The 14,929-nt window shown below is 71.4% G+C and carries 18 protein-coding genes; 12 read left to right on the top strand and 6 right to left on the bottom strand.

What is annotated here, in order from left to right:
- Positions 1–7: 7 nt before the first annotated feature.
- A complete protein-coding gene (locus tag ACGFI7_RS01495) occupies positions 8–1,456 on the bottom strand; it encodes a hypothetical protein (protein WP_393397877.1) in 1,449 nt (482 codons plus the stop codon).
- Between the two features lie 128 nt (positions 1,457–1,584).
- On the opposite strand from ACGFI7_RS01495, the gene ACGFI7_RS01490 reads away from it, so the two are divergent.
- The 5 genes from ACGFI7_RS01490 to ACGFI7_RS01470 all read left to right on the top strand — a co-directional run bounded on the left by ACGFI7_RS01490 (position 1,585) and on the right by ACGFI7_RS01470 (position 5,474).
- Positions 1,585–2,247: a response regulator transcription factor gene (locus tag ACGFI7_RS01490; RefSeq protein ID WP_219546169.1), complete on the top strand. Its 663-nt coding sequence runs from the start codon at positions 1,585–1,587 to the stop codon at positions 2,245–2,247.
- The gene (locus tag ACGFI7_RS01485) at positions 2,244–3,338 is read left to right on the top strand and encodes a sensor histidine kinase (protein ID WP_393397875.1); all 1,095 of its coding nucleotides are present in this window, start codon (positions 2,244–2,246) and stop codon (positions 3,336–3,338) included. Before ACGFI7_RS01490 ends, ACGFI7_RS01485 begins: the two co-directional genes overlap by 4 nt.
- Before the next feature lie 95 nt (positions 3,339–3,433).
- Positions 3,434–4,372 (top strand): helix-turn-helix domain-containing protein, encoded by a 939-nt coding sequence (locus ACGFI7_RS01480; protein WP_393397873.1) that lies wholly within the window; start codon positions 3,434–3,436, stop codon positions 4,370–4,372.
- Complete coding sequence (locus ACGFI7_RS01475) at positions 4,360–4,971, top strand: dihydrofolate reductase family protein (RefSeq protein WP_393397871.1); 612 nt, start codon at positions 4,360–4,362, stop codon at positions 4,969–4,971. The genes ACGFI7_RS01480 and ACGFI7_RS01475 overlap by 13 nt, the downstream gene beginning before the upstream one ends.
- Positions 4,971–5,474 carry a pyridoxamine 5'-phosphate oxidase family protein gene (locus ACGFI7_RS01470; RefSeq protein WP_393397869.1) on the top strand — a complete coding sequence of 168 codons (504 nt, stop codon included), beginning with the start codon at positions 4,971–4,973 and terminating at the stop codon, positions 5,472–5,474. Before ACGFI7_RS01475 ends, ACGFI7_RS01470 begins: the two co-directional genes overlap by 1 nt.
- 319 nt (positions 5,475–5,793) lie before the next feature.
- On the opposite strand, the gene ACGFI7_RS01465 is transcribed toward ACGFI7_RS01470, so the two are convergent.
- On the bottom strand, positions 5,794–6,468 hold the full coding sequence (locus ACGFI7_RS01465) for a TetR/AcrR family transcriptional regulator C-terminal domain-containing protein (RefSeq protein ID WP_393397867.1): 675 nt from the start codon (positions 6,466–6,468) through the stop codon (positions 5,794–5,796).
- A gap of 590 nt (positions 6,469–7,058) precedes the next feature.
- Here ACGFI7_RS01465 and ACGFI7_RS01460 point away from each other — a divergent pair.
- Positions 7,059–7,547, top strand: a complete 489-nt coding sequence (locus ACGFI7_RS01460; protein ID WP_393397865.1) for a DUF6326 family protein — start codon at positions 7,059–7,061, stop codon at positions 7,545–7,547.
- A 195-nt stretch (positions 7,548–7,742) separates the two neighbouring features.
- On the opposite strand, the gene ACGFI7_RS01455 is transcribed toward ACGFI7_RS01460, so the two are convergent.
- From ACGFI7_RS01455 to mshA, 3 genes are read right to left on the bottom strand one after another with little or no spacing between them, the layout of a single operon-like run.
- Positions 7,743–8,486 (bottom strand): phosphoglyceromutase, encoded by a 744-nt coding sequence (locus ACGFI7_RS01455; RefSeq protein WP_393397863.1) that lies wholly within the window; start codon positions 8,484–8,486, stop codon positions 7,743–7,745.
- A 24-nt stretch (positions 8,487–8,510) separates the two neighbouring features.
- Positions 8,511–8,993 (bottom strand): YbjN domain-containing protein, encoded by a 483-nt coding sequence (locus ACGFI7_RS01450; RefSeq protein WP_393397861.1) that lies wholly within the window; start codon positions 8,991–8,993, stop codon positions 8,511–8,513.
- 43 nt (positions 8,994–9,036) lie between these two features.
- Positions 9,037–10,317 carry a D-inositol-3-phosphate glycosyltransferase gene (gene mshA / locus ACGFI7_RS01445; protein WP_393397859.1) on the bottom strand — a complete coding sequence of 427 codons (1,281 nt, stop codon included), beginning with the start codon at positions 10,315–10,317 and terminating at the stop codon, positions 9,037–9,039.
- A 106-nt stretch (positions 10,318–10,423) separates the two neighbouring features.
- Between mshA and ACGFI7_RS01440 the strand changes: the two genes are divergently transcribed.
- Together ACGFI7_RS01440 and ACGFI7_RS01435 are read left to right on the top strand one after the other, a co-directional pair.
- Positions 10,424–11,167 carry an SDR family NAD(P)-dependent oxidoreductase gene (locus ACGFI7_RS01440; RefSeq protein WP_393397857.1) on the top strand — a complete coding sequence of 248 codons (744 nt, stop codon included), beginning with the start codon at positions 10,424–10,426 and terminating at the stop codon, positions 11,165–11,167.
- Positions 11,160–11,960, top strand: coding sequence for a class I SAM-dependent methyltransferase (locus ACGFI7_RS01435; protein ID WP_393397855.1), 801 nt, complete (start codon positions 11,160–11,162; stop codon positions 11,958–11,960). Before ACGFI7_RS01440 ends, ACGFI7_RS01435 begins: the two co-directional genes overlap by 8 nt.
- Positions 11,961–11,976: 16 nt before the next feature.
- Here the strand turns inward: ACGFI7_RS01435 and ACGFI7_RS01430 are convergent, their stop codons facing one another.
- Positions 11,977–12,549, bottom strand: coding sequence for an O-acetyl-ADP-ribose deacetylase (locus tag ACGFI7_RS01430; RefSeq protein WP_393397853.1), 573 nt, complete (start codon positions 12,547–12,549; stop codon positions 11,977–11,979).
- Positions 12,550–12,603: 54 nt separating this feature from the next.
- Here ACGFI7_RS01430 and ACGFI7_RS01425 point away from each other — a divergent pair, with 54 nt between their 5' ends.
- From ACGFI7_RS01425 to ACGFI7_RS01410, 4 genes are read left to right on the top strand one after another with little or no spacing between them, the layout of a single operon-like run.
- Entirely contained in the window at positions 12,604–12,960 is a 357-nt protein-coding gene (locus ACGFI7_RS01425) for a BlaI/MecI/CopY family transcriptional regulator (protein WP_393397851.1), read from the top strand.
- Positions 12,957–13,862, top strand: coding sequence for a M56 family metallopeptidase (locus tag ACGFI7_RS01420; protein ID WP_393397849.1), 906 nt, complete (start codon positions 12,957–12,959; stop codon positions 13,860–13,862). The genes ACGFI7_RS01425 and ACGFI7_RS01420 overlap by 4 nt, the downstream gene beginning before the upstream one ends.
- A gap of 60 nt (positions 13,863–13,922) precedes the next feature.
- Entirely contained in the window at positions 13,923–14,417 is a 495-nt protein-coding gene (locus tag ACGFI7_RS01415; protein ID WP_393397847.1) for a helix-turn-helix domain-containing protein, read from the top strand.
- Between the two features lie 6 nt (positions 14,418–14,423).
- Positions 14,424–14,897, top strand: coding sequence for a hypothetical protein (locus ACGFI7_RS01410; RefSeq protein ID WP_393397846.1), 474 nt, complete (start codon positions 14,424–14,426; stop codon positions 14,895–14,897).
- Positions 14,898–14,929: the final 32 nt, after the last annotated feature.

Raw genomic sequence — 14,929 nt, 5'->3', positions numbered from 1 at the left:
GGCCCGCTCATCCCGCCGTAGCCGAGGTCCTCGGCCCCCTGCGGTGCGCGACGGCCAGAGCGAGCGCGGCGTACCCGCAGGCCACGGCCAGCCCCGCCCAGGGCGGCAGGGGGTAGTAGCCCACGATCGGCGACCGGTCCACGTCCACGTGCGCGAAGGCGGGCACGCTCTGGGTGATCGCGAACCCGGCGGCGGGAGTGATCGTCAGCAGCCACGGCGCCAGCCCGGCGGTGGCCAGCAGGTAGGGCACGACGATCAGCGCGACGGCCGGCACGACGGCGACGACGGCCCACTTGACCAGCGCGGCGAGGCCCGCGGTCAGCACGGCGGCGACCGCGGTGAACACCGCCCAGCCGACGACCACCCGGAGCCCGGTGACCAGGGTGATCGGCTGGATGGGGTTCTGGTTGGCCCGCAGCAGGATCAGGCCGACGGGGATCACCACCCCCGAGGCCACCAGTCCCGCCACGAAAGAGGCGCCGCCGACCACCACGCCCGTGGCCACCGGGGTGCGCCCCCCTCCGGCCGTGACGAACGCGGCGGCCGCCACGAGCACCGGGACCAGCCCCAGGACCCCGCCGGTCAGCAGGAGGTCGGCGCGCAGTCCTGCGCCTCCCGTGGCGGGGCCTATGTCGCCGCTCCCGGTCACGGCGAGCCTGCCGCCGGACTCGACGACGCCGCCCGGGTGGTGCGGGGTCTTGCCGCCGAGCGTCAGCTGGGCGCCGACGTCGTCACGCAGCCATGGGCCGTTCGCGCCCCGCAGTCCGATGTGGTCGAAGACGGCGGTGGCCTCGGCGAAGGCGCCCGCCATCTGCCACACCACGCTCGGCGAGGCGGCGAACAACCCGATCTCGACCGTCTCCGGCAAACCGGTCAGCTCGGCCGTGCCGACCTCGGTCCACGCCTTGCCGTCGGACGACTCGTACCCGGTGATGGTGTCGCCCGATCTGGTCAGCCGCAGCCAGCGCGGGCCGTCCACCGGGCCGCCCGCCACGTCGTGGACGAAGTTGTGCTGCATCCGGACGCCGTGGCCGCCGGTGACCATGACGGCCGCGTACGGGGTGCCCTGCTTGAGGCTCTGCCTGATCAGGAGCCCGGCCTTTGCCCACGGCACCGTGCCGCCCTTCACGTTCCGCACACCGGGCGTCTCATCCGGCATCCTCATCTGGCCGGTCATGTCCGACACCCTGGCGGTGATGCCGCCGTCGCCGGTGAGCGGCTGGTGCACGAAGTAGTGCTTGTCGTTCACCGCCGTGCCGTCGGGCCCCACCAGCGGCGCGGGGCAGGCGCCGTCGCCCTGCCAGGTGACGCAGCTGCTGCGCGCGCCGCCGGCGATCAGCAGTCCGATGGACACGGTGATCAGCGCGGAGGCCGCCATGGCGAGGGCCCAGCGGCGGGCGGAGCGGAACCTCGCCCACTCCGCGCGCAGGGCCTGAGGGAATCGGTGTGTGGTCATGCCGGTGGTTTCTACGCGGTGCGTGGTTCCGGGACGGTCGCGGCGGCCGCGACCCGGCTGGAACCCGGCATCTGGCATCGTCGAGGCATGGCACCTCGATCCGGCGGCGGGTTCGGCCGCGCGACACGATGAGGGTCCTCGTCGTCGAGGACTTCGAGATCCTCGCCCGGTCCATCGGGACGGGGCTGCGCCGCGAGGGCATGGCCGTGGACGTCGTCCTGGACGGCACCGCGGCCCTCGACCGTCTGGCGGCCACCCGCTACGACGTGGTGATCCTGGACCGCGACCTGCCCGGCGTGCACGGTGACGAGATCTGCCGCGGCCTGGCCCAGGACCGCTCGGAGACCCGCGTGCTGATGCTCACGGCGTCCGGCACGATCGAGGACCGCGTCGACGGGCTCAGCCTCGGCGCCGACGACTACCTGCCCAAGCCGTTCGCGTTCGCCGAGCTGGTAGCCCGGGTCCGTGCCCTGGCCCGCCGCGCCGCGCCGCCGCTGCCGCCGACTCTGACGTGCGGGGACATCACGCTCGATCCGGCCCGCCGGGTCGCGTTCCGGGCGGGTCGCCGCCTGGAGCTGAGCCCGAGGGAGTTCGGGCTGCTCGAATGCCTGCTCGCCGTGCCGGGCCTGGTCATCCCCGCCGAGGAACTGCTCGAACGCGTGTGGGACGAGGCCGCCGACCCGTTCAGCAGCGCCGTCAAGCATGCCGTGCACCGGCTGCGGGCCAAGCTCGGCGACCCGCCCGTGATCGAGACCGTCCGCGAGGCCGGCTACCGTCTCCGGCCGTCATGACGACCCGGCGCATCGCCAGGAGGTCCCTGCAGAAGCGGCTCGCCCTCGCCTACGCGGCCGGCATCTACGCCGCCGGGGCCTTCGTGCTCGTCTTCGTCGGCGTCCCGCTCGTCAGCATCGACGCGGCCACGCCCGACGGCGCCACCTCGGGGCCGGTCGCGGAGACCGGGATCAGCCTGCCCCAGTTCCTCGTCGGGTCCGCCGTCGCCCTGGTCCTCCTGGTGCCGGTCGCGCTGGCACTGGGCTGGTACGTGGCCGGACGGTTCCTGCAGCCGCTGCGCGCCATCACCGGCACGGCCAAGAGCATCTCCGCCGGGGACCTGCACCGGCGCCTCGACCTCGGTGAGCCGACGGACGAGCTGACCGAGCTCGGCCACACCCTCGACGACCTGTTCGCCCGGCTGCAGGCCGCCTTCGACGCCCAGCGCCACTTCGTCGCCAACGCCTCGCACGAGCTGCGCACCCCTCTCGCGGGCCTGCGCACCCTTCTCGAGGTCGTCCTCGCCGACCCGGACGCCGACGCCGACACGCTGCGTTCGGCGTGCCGGGAGGCGCTCGCCCTGGGCGAGCATCAGGAGCGGCTCGTCCAGGCCCTGCTCGAACTGGCCGTCAGCGAGCGCGGCGCGGCCCGCTGGGACGACCTCGACCTCGCCCGCGTCGCCGAACGAGTGCTCGCGGCACGCCGTGACGAGGTCGCGGAGCGGGACGTCGGCCTCTCCGAACACCTCGCGCCCGCGGTGACGGCCGGGGGCCTCGGCCTGGTCGAGAGCCTGGTCGCCAACCTCGTCGACAACGCCGTCCGGCACAACCATCAAGGCGGGGACATCCGGATCACCACCGGGACCTCCGGCACGCAGGCGACGCTCACGGTCGCCAACAGCGGGCCGGTCATCCCCGGCGACCAGATCCCGCGCCTCTTCCAGCCCTTCCAGAGACTCGCGAAGGATCGCCACGGCCGGCACGGCTACGGACTCGGCCTCGCCATCGTCCACGCCGTCGCCCAGGCCCACCACGCCGACCTGACGGCCACGGCCCGCCCGGAAGGCGGCCTGGTGGTCACCGTGCGGTTCACGGCCTCTACGGCGGGCTGAGCGGGCCGCAGGCACGCATCACGGCGCCCGGCCCGAGGGGTTTCCCCCAAAGCTTTTGATGTTGTGAACCTGGGGATGGCGGCCACACTGGATTCATGGACTACGTCGGACGGGTGCCTGATCCACCGCTCGACCGGTTCGTCGACGACGTCTACTGCCTGACGGGCGTGCCGCGACATCGCCTGATGAACGTGCCGCCGATGCCGTCGGCGCACCTGATGGTCAATCTGGGCGAACCCGTCCGCCTGTGGGACGCGGACCCTTCGGTGCCGCCCGCGACCATCACCGGCGGGTGGTTGATGGGGGTCTGGACCAGGCGGTTCCTCATCGAGTACCCCGCGGCGGTGCGGGTCGTGGGCGTGCACTTCAAGCCGTGGGGGCTGTCCCCGTTCGTCGACGTGCCGGCGACCGCGCTGCGGAACCGGTGGGTGCCGGTCGACGCGGTCGACGCCGTCTGGCAGCTGTCCCTGGACCGGATGCGCGACCGGGCCGGCGCGCTCGCGTCGCCCGCCGAGACGCTGCGGATCGTGGAGGAGGAGCTGCGCTCGCGTCTCGCCGAGGCGCCGTCGCGCGGTCTGGACCTGGTCCGGCACGTGGGCGGGCAGCTGGCCGCCGCCTGGGGCGCGCTCCCGGTGGGCGCGCTGGCCGACGCCGCCGGGGTGAGCGGCAACCATCTGGCCACGCTGTTCAAGTCCCATGTCGGGGTCACCCCGAAGCGGGTGGCGCGGATCTACCGTTTCGCGCGGCTGATCCTGTCCGTCGACGCCCCGCGTCCCGTCGACTGGCCCGCGCTCGCGCAGGCCGTGGGCTTCGCCGACCAGGCCCACTTCAGCAGGGAGTTCAAGGAGTTCACCGGCCACACCCCGACCGAGTATCTCGCCCTGCGGCGCCGCTTCCCCGCCGAGCGTGACTTCCCGCCCGACAACGGCCCGATGCCCGTCGATGGATTTTCTTCAAGCCCGGACGCCCCGGAGACCGACAGGATCGAAGGCGAACGCGCCAGCGGATCCGAGGAGAACCTGTGGGCAAAGTGATCATGCACAACGTGATGTCGGTGGACGGCTTCATCGCCGACGAGAACGACGACGTCGGGCCGCTGCACGACTGGTACTTCAACGGCGACACCCCGATCGCCGAGCAGGACGGGCAGGGGTTCGACCACTCCGGGGCCGGCAGCGGTTTCCAGGTCTCCCGGGCGTCGGCGGAGTACGTCCGGGAGATGTGGCGGTCGATCGGCGTCATCGTGATGGGCCGCCGCCTGTTCGACCTGACGAACGGCTGGGAGGGCAGCCCGCCCACGGGTGACCACGTGGTGGTCGTGTCCCACCGCCCCAAGCCCGAGGGCTGGCATCCGGAGGCTTCGTACCATTTCGTGACCGACGTGACCGCCGCGATCGCCAAGGCCCAGGAACTCGCCGGGGAGCGGACCGTCAGCCTGAACGCCGGCGACGTCGGCGGCCAGGTCCTGGCCGCCGGACTCGTGGACGAGGTGGCGATCGACGTGGCGCCGGTGGTGTTCGGGTCGGGCCGGCGCTACTTCGGCGGCATCGACGGCCAGCACCTCCTGGAGCAGCCGCACGTGGTCGTCCAGGGCGACGGGGTCCTGCACCTGAAGTTCAAGGTGCGCCGCTGATGAGCCCGGATGACCTCGACGCGCACGCCCGCGCGCTCCTCGACGCGAACCTGTATATGACGCTCGGCACCGTGGACGCCGAGGGGCGGCCGTGGGTCTCGCCGGTGTACTTCGCGACGGCCGACTACAACGCGTTCTACTGGGTGTCGTCCCCCGACGCCGCACACTCGCTCAACCTCGCACGGCGCCCCGAGGTGAGCATGGTCGTGTTCGACTCGGGGGTGCCGCCCTACCACGGCCGCGCCGTCTACCTCTCGGGCACGGCCGCCGAACTCTCCGGGAGCGACCTCGACCACGGCGTCGGCGTCTACCCCGGCCCCGCGACCCGAGGCGGGAGCGGGATCACCGTGGACGACGTGACCGCGCCGGCGGCCTGGCGGCTGTATCGCGCCACCGTCACCGAGGCGTTCGTGCTCTGCCCGCGAGAACCCCGCCGGCCGTGCCCGCTGCACTCCATCAACGCCGACCACCGAACATCCGTCGTTCCATGGCGGCGCGAGTAGTTGTTCTCTGTTTTCTGTTCTTTCTGTGACGAGATATCTTTCCGCGGCCGCACGTCTTTGTGGTGACACGTTTGTGGTGACACGGCGCATGGCCGCCGTGGGCGATCGGCGGGCGGGCGCGTGCTGAGTGAAGTCTGTCGTCGTGATTCACAACCAGAAAATCTTTTGGGGAACCCCCTCGGGCTGGGCGCCGTGATGCGTGCCTGCGGCCCGCTCAGCCCGCCGTCGGAAGGCTACGGAACGTTCACAGCCGTGAATGGCAGATACGTTCACAGCCGTGAACGGGTGACGGCGCTGCTGTTTCTGCGCAGGCGCGTTCTCACGCAGGCACTCTGAGGGGCTCGAGGGCGGCCAGGACGAGGTCGAGGCCGAAGGTGAACTCCTCCGCCGGGTCGTAGCCGGCAGCGGCGAGCACCGCGGCGGACTCGTTGAGGTAGGGGAACTCGTCAGGAGGAAGCTGGGGCAGGAAGACGTCCTCGGCCATGTCCGCGAGCTCGTCGGCGGTGTCGAACGGCAGGCTGGCTTCCTGCAGGGCGAAACCGTAGACATAGCTGTCGAGCAACCAGTTGGCGTGCGTCGCCATCACGACCGAGAAGCCGGCCCTTCGCAGGCAGGCGGTGACCGCTTCGCGGTGGCGGAGGTTCGCGGGCCCCGGCGATGTCCGCGACTCCATCAGGCCGATCGCCCACGGGTGGCGTGCGAGAACCTGTCGGGCGGATACCGCCCGGCGTCGCATCGCTGACTGCCAGTCGGTCTCCGCAGGCGGGAGCTCGATCTCCTCGAACACGACGTCGATCATGGCGTCCAGCAACTCTTCCTTACTCGCCACGTAGTAGTAGAGCGACATCGCGCCCGCGCCGAGCGAGCCGGCCAGCCGGCGCATGCTCAGCTCGCCGACCCCCTCGCGGTCGGCGAGCCGGACCGCCTCGTCCACCACCCGCTTCTTGCTCAGCCCCGCATCTGACGCGACCTGGCGTCGTTCCCTCGCAGACAACGGGTCTCCTCGCTCCTTCGAACGGCTTGACAAGCGTTCAACGTAGGGTCATGGTACAGCGTACGAGCTTAGTACGGTGTACGACGTACGGTGTACGAACTGGGTCGTAGCTCGGACGTGAGGAGGCTTCTGTGGGATCGAACAGCGATCGAATGCCGCAGCACGCCTGGTGCCGGGGGCGAGTCCACCGGGGGCGACGACGACGCGGGCCGCCGACCCAGCACCGCTACGGCCTGCCCTCAGTGCTCGCGTCGTCCGAGGTCCGGGCTACCGCTGCCCGGTCGAGGCGATGTGCTCGTCCAGGTGAGCGCGGCCTCAGCACATCCTGGTGCCTACTTCGTCATGGCCGATGAGCCGTACGTGGTGCGCCTGGCGTTCAGGCTCCGCCGGCCGCGCCACGGCATCCCTGGCAGGGGCCTCGCCGGCGGTGCCCACCTCGGCCATGGCTGCGTTGCAGCATTGCGCAAGATCGCGAACGTTCGACCGGGCCAGACGGTGCTGGTCACGAGCACGACCCGACCCCGTGCGTGTGCACGCCCCAACCTGCCGCCACTCCGGCGGACGGACCGCTCCTCCCGAAAGAAGAACCGATGACCATCCAGACGAAAACTCCGACCCTGCTCGCCAACCCGCCGGTCCCCGTGCAGGTCAAGCTCGCCGCCGCATGGACCAGCATCATGTTCCTCTACATCTACGTCGACTACTTCCACCTTTACAAGCCTGGCACCGTCGACGACATCCTGGCCGGCGTCGTCTTCGAGTTCGACATCAGCGCGACGTTGTTGACCGTCATGCTCGCGTCCATGGCGATCCCGGCCCTGATGGTGATGCTCTCCGTGACGCTGCCCGCCCGGGTGAACCGCGCCACGAACCTCGTCGTCGCATCGCTCTACATCCCCTACTCGGCGTTCAACGCGGTAGGGGAGTCCTGGGAATGGGCCTCCTTCTACGGCCTCTCCATCGGAATCGAGGTGCTGCTCCTGGCCTTCATCGTGCGCTCCGCCTGGACATGGCCTCGAACCCCCGCCGACCCGGCCGGTCCCGCGACGACCGGCCTTCGACAGGATCTTCGACAGTAGGTATCCGGGTGAAGCCCCACGGCATGAAGCCCGCCGCCGCGCTGAGGGCTTCCCTGGACATGAACGACCGTCAAGCACACGCCACGCCCTTCACCCCCTACGGCGGGCTGAGCGGGCCACGGGCACGCATCACGGCGCCCAGCCCGAGGGGGTTCCCCAAAAGATCTTCAGGTTTTTCCGGAAGCGGCGGTCCGGTCAACGCCCCTGGTTGGCGACGGCTTCGGCGGCTGCCTTGGCGGCCTCCGGGTCGAGGTACTCGCCGCCGCGCCGCAGCGGCCGGAAGTGCTCGTCCAGGTCGTAGCGGAGCGGGATGCCGGTGGGGATGTTGAGCCCGGCGATGTCGTCGTCGCTGATGTCGTCGAGGTGCTTGACCAGGGCGCGCAGCGAGTTGCCGTGCGCGGCCACGAGGACGGTCCGGCCCGCCGACAGGTCGGGCACGATCTCGTCGTACCAGTAGGGCAGCATCCGGTCGACCACGTCCTTGAGGCACTCGGTACGCGGCATCAGCTCGGGCGGGAGGAGGGCGTAGCGGCGGTCGCCGGTCTGGGCGTACTCGTCGTCGTCGGCGATGGGCGGCGGAGGCGTGTCGTAGGAGCGCCGCCAGAGCATGAACTGCTCCTCGCCGAACTCCTCGCGGGTCTGGGCCTTGTTCTTGCCCTGGAGGGCGCCGTAGTGGCGCTCGTTGAGCCGCCAGGAGCGCTTGACCGGGAGCCAGAGGAGGTCGGCCGCGCCGAGCGCCAGCTGGGCCGTCTGGATGGCCCGGGTCAGGAGGCTGGTGTGGACGACGTCGGGGTAGAGGCCGGCGTCGATGAGGAGTTTGCCTCCCCGGCGGGCCTCGTCCTCGCCCTTGGCCGACAGGCTCACGTCCACCCAGCCGGTGAACAGGCCCTTCGCGTTCCAGTCGCTCTCGCCATGCCGCAGCAGCACCAAAGTCGCCATACGGTCATCCTAGGGCGGGCTCGTTCAGGCGCGATCCGGGTCCGCGAAGCGGGCGAAGGCCTGCAGGTTGGCCAGGGACTCGCCGCGCTTCTTGCGCCATTCCCACTCGCGTCTGATGGACGAGGCGAAGCCGATCTCCAGGGCGCGGTCGAAGGAGTCGTCGGAGTAGGTGAGCACGCAGCCGAGCACGCGGTCGATCTCGTCCTCGGTGATGGCGGTGAGGGGCAGGCGGCCGACCAGGTAGACGTCGCCGACGGGGTCGACGGAGAAGTGGACCCCGTACATCGCGCCGTTCTTGGCGAGCAGCCACTTGTAGAACTCGGCGTGGTTCTCGTCGGGCTGGCGGCAGAAGAACGCCTCGACGTGCAGGACCCGCTCGCCGACGATCAGCCAGGTCATGGTGGCGAGCTTGTGCCGGCCCGGCAGCTTGGCGAGGAACGCTCCGGGCCGCGGTTCGTCGTACTCGACGTCCGCGGCCTTGAGCGCGGCTTCGATGACGTCGCGCATGCCCTACAGCCTACTGACGCGGCCTCGGCGGGAGCCGGGCCGGTCAGTACGAGTTGACCGCCACGGGCTGGCGGTGCAGGTGGGCGACGGCCTGGGCGTAGACGTCCATGAGGCGGGCGGACGTGGCCTGCCAGCCGAAGGCGGCGGCGTGCTCGCGCGCCCCTTCCGCCAGGTCGGCGAGGCGGGCCGGGACGTCCAGGAGGCCGCGGACGGCCCGCGCCCAGTCGTGCGGGTCGTGCCCGTCGACGAGGAGCCCGGACACGCCGTCGCGGACGGCGGTGCGCAGCCCTCCGACGGCGGCGGCGACGACGGGGGTGCCGCAGGCCTGGGACTCCAGCGCGACGAGGCCGAACGACTCGCTGTGGGAGGGCACGACGGTGAGGTCGGCGGCCCGGTACCAGTCGGCGAGCTCCTGCTGGGGCGCGGGCGGGACGAGGCGGACGGTGTCCTCGATGCCGAGTTCGGTGGCGAGCTCGGTGAGGATGGAGGGCCTGGCCAGGCCGTTGCCCGAAGGTCCGCCGACGCAGGCGACGACGAGCCGGCCGCGCAGTGACGGGTCGTCGATGAGCATCCGTGAGGCGGCGCGCAGCAGCACGTCGGGGGCCTTGAGCGGCTGGATGCGGCCGACGAAGAGCAGGACGTGCGCGTCCTGGGGCAGGCCGAGCCGACGCCGGGCGGCGCCTTTGGAGGCGGGCTGGAAGACGGTCAGGTTGACGCCGGGGTTGACGACGGCGACGCGTTGCTCGGCGGCTCCGTAGAGGTCGATGAGCTCGTGCGCCTCGTCGGCGGTGTTGGCGACGAGACGGTCGGCGATCTGCACGACCTGCTCCTCGCCGACCACGCGGGCCTGCGGTTCGGGCCGGTCGCCGGCGGCCAGGAGCCGGTTCTTCACCTTGGCCATGGTGTGCATGGTGTGGACGAGCGGGACGCCCCAGCGTTCCTTGGCGAGCCAGCCGACCTGGCCGGAGAGCCAGTAGTGGGAGTGGATGACGTCGTAGTGGCCGGGTTCGTGCATGGCCTCGGTGCGCAGCACCTCCGACAGGAAGGCGCACATCTGGCCGGGCAGGTCCGCCCGGTCCATCTCCTCGTACGGCCCGGCGGTCAGGTGACGGACCAGGACGCCGGGTGTCAGCTCGGCGACCGGTGGCAGGTCCCGGGCGGTGGCGCGGGTGAAGATGTCCACCTCCACACCGAGTTGGGCTAGCCGTTTGGCCGATTCGACGATGTACACGTTCATCCCGCCGGCGTCGCCCGTTCCGGGCTGGTCGAGCGGTGACGTGTGCATGCTGATCGTCGCGACCCGGTTGACCCGTCGTCGCCTCACCCGACATCACCTCCAAGAGATGTATAACTGTCCAGATTTTTCCGACATTCCCGACAGAGGGTCACGGCGGGGGGTGCCCAACAGGCAACCTGGCAGGATGAGGCCCATGAAGAGAACGGCTGTGGTGACCGGCGCGAGCAGCGGGATCGGCGAGGCGACGGCGCGGCGGCTGGCCGCCGAGGGCTACCACGTGGTGGCCGGCGCCAGGCGCCGCGAACGGCTGGACAAGCTGGCCGCCGAGGTGCCGGGGATCTCTCCGGTGACGCTGGACGTGACCTCCCAGGAGTCGGTCGACGCGCTGGCGGCCTCGCTGGAGCGCTGCGACGTGCTGGTCAACAACGCCGGCGGCGCGCTCGGCCTGGAGCCGGTGTCCGAGGGCAGGCTCGACGACTGGCAGCGGATGTATGACACGAACGTGCTCGGCTCCCTGCGCGTCACCCAGGCGCTGCTGCCGAAGCTGATCGGGTCGGGCGACGGCGTGCTGGTGATGCTCACCTCCACGGCGGGGCTGGTCTCGTACGAGGGAGGCGGCGGCTACTGCGCGGCCAAGCACGCGCAGACGTCGATGACCGAGACGCTCAGGCTGGAGCTGGTGGGGCAGCCGGTGCGGATCGTGGAGATCGCGCCCGGCATGGTGCGCACGGAGGGGTTCGCGGTGAACCGGTTCCGGGGCGACGCCGACCGCGCCGCCAAGGTGTACGAGGGCGTGCCCGACCCGCTCAGCTCCGACGACGTGGCCGACGCGATCGCCTGGTGCGTGACCAGGCCGGCGCACGTCAACATCGACCGCATGGTCATCCGCCCCCGCGCCCAGGCCGCCCAGCACAGGGTGCACCGCGTCGGTGGCTAGACCGGTCGGCGCCATCACCCGGGGCACCACCGCGCACAACCGGTTGCGCCGCGCCGACCGGTGGATCGCCGCCGTCCACGGCCGCCTGCTGCGCGGCACGGCCCGGCCGCTCGTGGTGGACCTGGGGTACGGGGCCTCGCACGCGACCACGCTTGAGCTGTTCACCCGGCTGCGCCGGGTGGCGCCGGACGTCGAGGTGGTGGGCGTCGAGATCGACCCGGCCCGGGTGGCGGTGGCCAAGCCGTATGAGCGGGAGGGGCTGAGCTTCGTGCTCGGCGGCTTCGAGCTGCCGGTCCCCCGGCCGCCGCTGCTGGTCCGCGCCTTCAACGTGCTGCGCCAGTACGAGGAGGCGGCGGCGTGGCGCTACTGGGAGGTGCTGCTGGCGGGGCTGGCCCCCGGCGGCGTGCTGGTCGAGGGCACCTGCTCGGAGGTGGGGCACCGGGCCGTCTGGGTGGGACTCGACGCGTCCGGCCCGCGCACGCTCACGTTCTCGGCCCGGTTCGACGCGTTCGAGCGGCCCTCCGACCTGGCCGACCGGCTGCCGAAGACGCTCATCCACCGCAACGTGCCCGGTGAGCCGATCCACGCGTTCCTGCGCGACTGGGACCACGCCTGGGCGGTCAGCTCCCCGTACGGCTCGCACGGGGCGCGGCAGCGGTGGCTCGCCGCGGTGGAGACCCTCGCGGGCTCCTGGCCGGTCGCCCGCCGCCCGCCGCTCGGCGGGCGCGCCCGCTGGCGGCTCGGCGAACTGACCCTGCCCTGGCAGGCGATCGCGCCGGCCGCCGCGCGGTAGACGGCGCGCGCGGCGGTCAGAGAGCCGCTTCGAAGACGGCGTACGCCCCCGCGTCGAACAACACGAACCGCACCTCGACCAGCGACGTGGCGGGGGTGGCGGGCGCGGCCGGTTCCTGGGAGGTGGACGCGGCGGGATCCGCCGAAGCGGACGCGGTCTTCCATGCGCGTACGGCGTCGACGGCGACGCGGGCGCCCTCCGCCAGCGGCCAGCCGAAGATGCCCGTGCCGATCGCCGGGAACGCCACCGTCCGGGCGCCCAGCGACTCGGCGACCCGCAGCGACTCCCGATAGCAGGAGGCGAGCAGTTCCGAGCGGTCCTCGAACGGCGAGTGCACGGGGCCGACCGTGTGGATCACCCAGCGCGCGGGGAGCCGGCCGGCGGTGGTGGCGACGGCCTCGCCGGTCGGCAGGCCGCGCCCGTACCGGGAGGCGCGGAGCTTCCGGCACTCCTCGATGATCTCCGGCCCGCCGTTACGGTGGATCGCCCCGTCCACCCCGCCGCCGCCCATGAGCGAGGAGTTGGCCGCGTTCACGATCGCGTCCACTCGCTGCTTGGTGATATCCCCCTGCACCAGCGTGATGTCCATCTCACCAGAATCCCGGATAGCTGCTCGACGTCGTGTAGTACTACTCTGGAGCGTGTGAAGGGTCTTGGCGAGCTCGAACGCAGCATCATGGACATCCTGTGGGCGGAGAACACCCCGCTGACCGCCCGCGAGGTCGGCCGTCTCATCGCCGACCGTGACCTGGCGCCGACCACGGTCATGACCGTTCTCGACCGGCTCACCCGCAAGGGCTTCCTCGCGCGCACCCGTGACGGCCGCGCCTGGCGCTACGAACCCGCAGAAAGCCGTGACAGCTACATCGCTGAGCTTATGCTGGGAGCTCTCGACATGACGGGCGACCGTTCCGCCGCCCTGACCCGTTTCGCCCAGGCCGTCTCCGGTGACGAGGCGGAGATCCTGCGCAGAGCCTTGACGGAGCTGGAGGAAGAGTGACCACGGCAGCGGTGCTGGCCGCGCTCGCCACGGCGTGCGCGATCGGCTCCTGGCGTCTCACCACCGCTCGCTGGACCTCCCGCGCGCCCCGGCTGGCCATCATCCTGTGGCAGTCGCTGGGCGTGGCGTGGGGGCTGGCCACCACCGGGTCCATGCTCGCCTTCGGCGTGCAGCCTTACGGGATCGGCGTGCTGCCGGGTCTGGTCGCGTTCGTCCAGGGCGAGGCGCCCATCGAGGCGTGGGACCCGCTGCACGTCCTCGCCATGATCGCCGGGCTCACCGCGCTGACCGTGCTCGTCGTGGTGCTGATCTCGGCCGGGGCGCACGCGCTGCGCGCCCGCCGGCGTCACCGCATGCTCCTCGCGCTGATCTCCCGTGACGACCCGGGCGTGCCCGGCGTGCGGGTGCTCGACCATCCGAGCGCGGCGGCCTACTGCGTGCCCGGGCTGCGCTCCCAGGTCGTGGTGAGCGAGGGCGCGCTGCGGCTGTGGTCGCGCGACGAGCTGGCCGCGGTGCTCGCGCACGAGGCGGCCCACGTGCGCGAGCGTCATGACCTGGTGCTGCTGCCGTTCGCCGCGCTGCGCCGGGCGCTGCCCTGGGCCAAGGTGGTGCGCGAGGCGCAGGGGCAGGTGGAGCTGCTGATCGAGATGGCCGCCGACGACCGGGCGCGCCGCTACTGCTCACCGCGCCGGCTGGCCACGGCCCTGCTGCGGTTCGGCACGGCGGGCGCGATGCCGGTGCCGAGCGGGATGCTGAGCCTGCACGCGTCCCACGTCATGGCCAGGGTCGACCGCCTGATCAAGCCGGCTCCGGAGCTGCCGCGCCGGACCCGGGCGGGCATCATCGCGCTGTCTGTGAGTTTGGTCACCTCGACGCCGTTTCTCTGGATCATCCAGCTCTAGCGCTTGCAGGTGTTAACCACTCCGTTTGCAATTGCAAGCAGAGGGCCGCATACTTGAGGTATGGCACTTCCCAAAGTCGGCTCGATCGGCGAGTACATCCGCGAGCAGCGGCAGCAGGCGAAGATCTCGCTGCGCCAGCTGGCTGCCGCGGCGGGGGTGTCCAATCCCTACCTGAGCCAGATCGAGCGCGGCCTGCGCAAACCGAGCGCGGAGATCCTCAACCAGATCGCCAAGGGCCTGCGCATCTCCTCGCAGGCGCTCTACGTGCAGGCCGGTCTCATCGACGACCACGAGCCTCCCAGCGACGTCATCACGGCGATCCGGGAGGATCCGAACATCACCGAGCGGCAACGCCAGGTGTTGATCGACATTTACGAGTCGTTCCGCAAGGAAGGGCCGGCCGGGGACGAGCAGACCTCCCAGAACGCCCACCCCCGGCCCGCCTCCGCACCGGACGACGAACAGCCGCTGCCGCCTGAGCTCCTCGCCGCACTTGAGCCCTATGCGGCGAGCAACGGCGACGGCCCCGTCAACCAGGAAACCAAGGAAGGTTAACCCATCATGACGCTTGCCACCGAAGTGAAGAAGCTCACCGACACCAAGCCGTTCTACGCGGTCGCCGGGGCCGGCGACTATGCCGTGGAGAAGCTGCGCGAGTTGCCCGAGCAGCTGCAGAAGCTGCAGTCCCGCCGCGCCGAGCTGGCCAAGGACCTCCCCGTGCGGGCGCGCGCCTACGCCGACAAGGCGGAGGGCATCGCCAAGGAGCTGCCGGAGAAGGCCCGCGAGTACGCCGGCAAGGCCGAGGGCATCGCCAAGGAGTTCCCCGAGAAGGCCCGCGAGTACGCCGACCAGCTGGGCCACCGTGCCGTCGAGGTCTATGAGGAGTTCGCGGTGCGCGGCCGCAAGGTGGTCAGCAAGACCACCGGCGAGGCCGCCCTGGAGCTGGAGGAAGTGTCGGAGGCCGCCGAGCCGGCCGCCGCCGCCGCTCCGGTCACCCCGGCCAAGAAGACCCGCGCCCCCAAGGCCAAGGCCTGACCTGCCGCTGAAGGCCCGTCTCCACCTGGAGG

Origin of the sequence: Nonomuraea sp. NPDC048826 (assembly GCF_043198225.1) — a bacterium.
Lineage (GTDB): Bacteria > Actinomycetota > Actinomycetes > Streptosporangiales > Streptosporangiaceae > Nonomuraea.
Note: the sequence above shows the minus strand (reverse complement) of the source record. Positions and strands in the feature narration are given on the sequence as shown.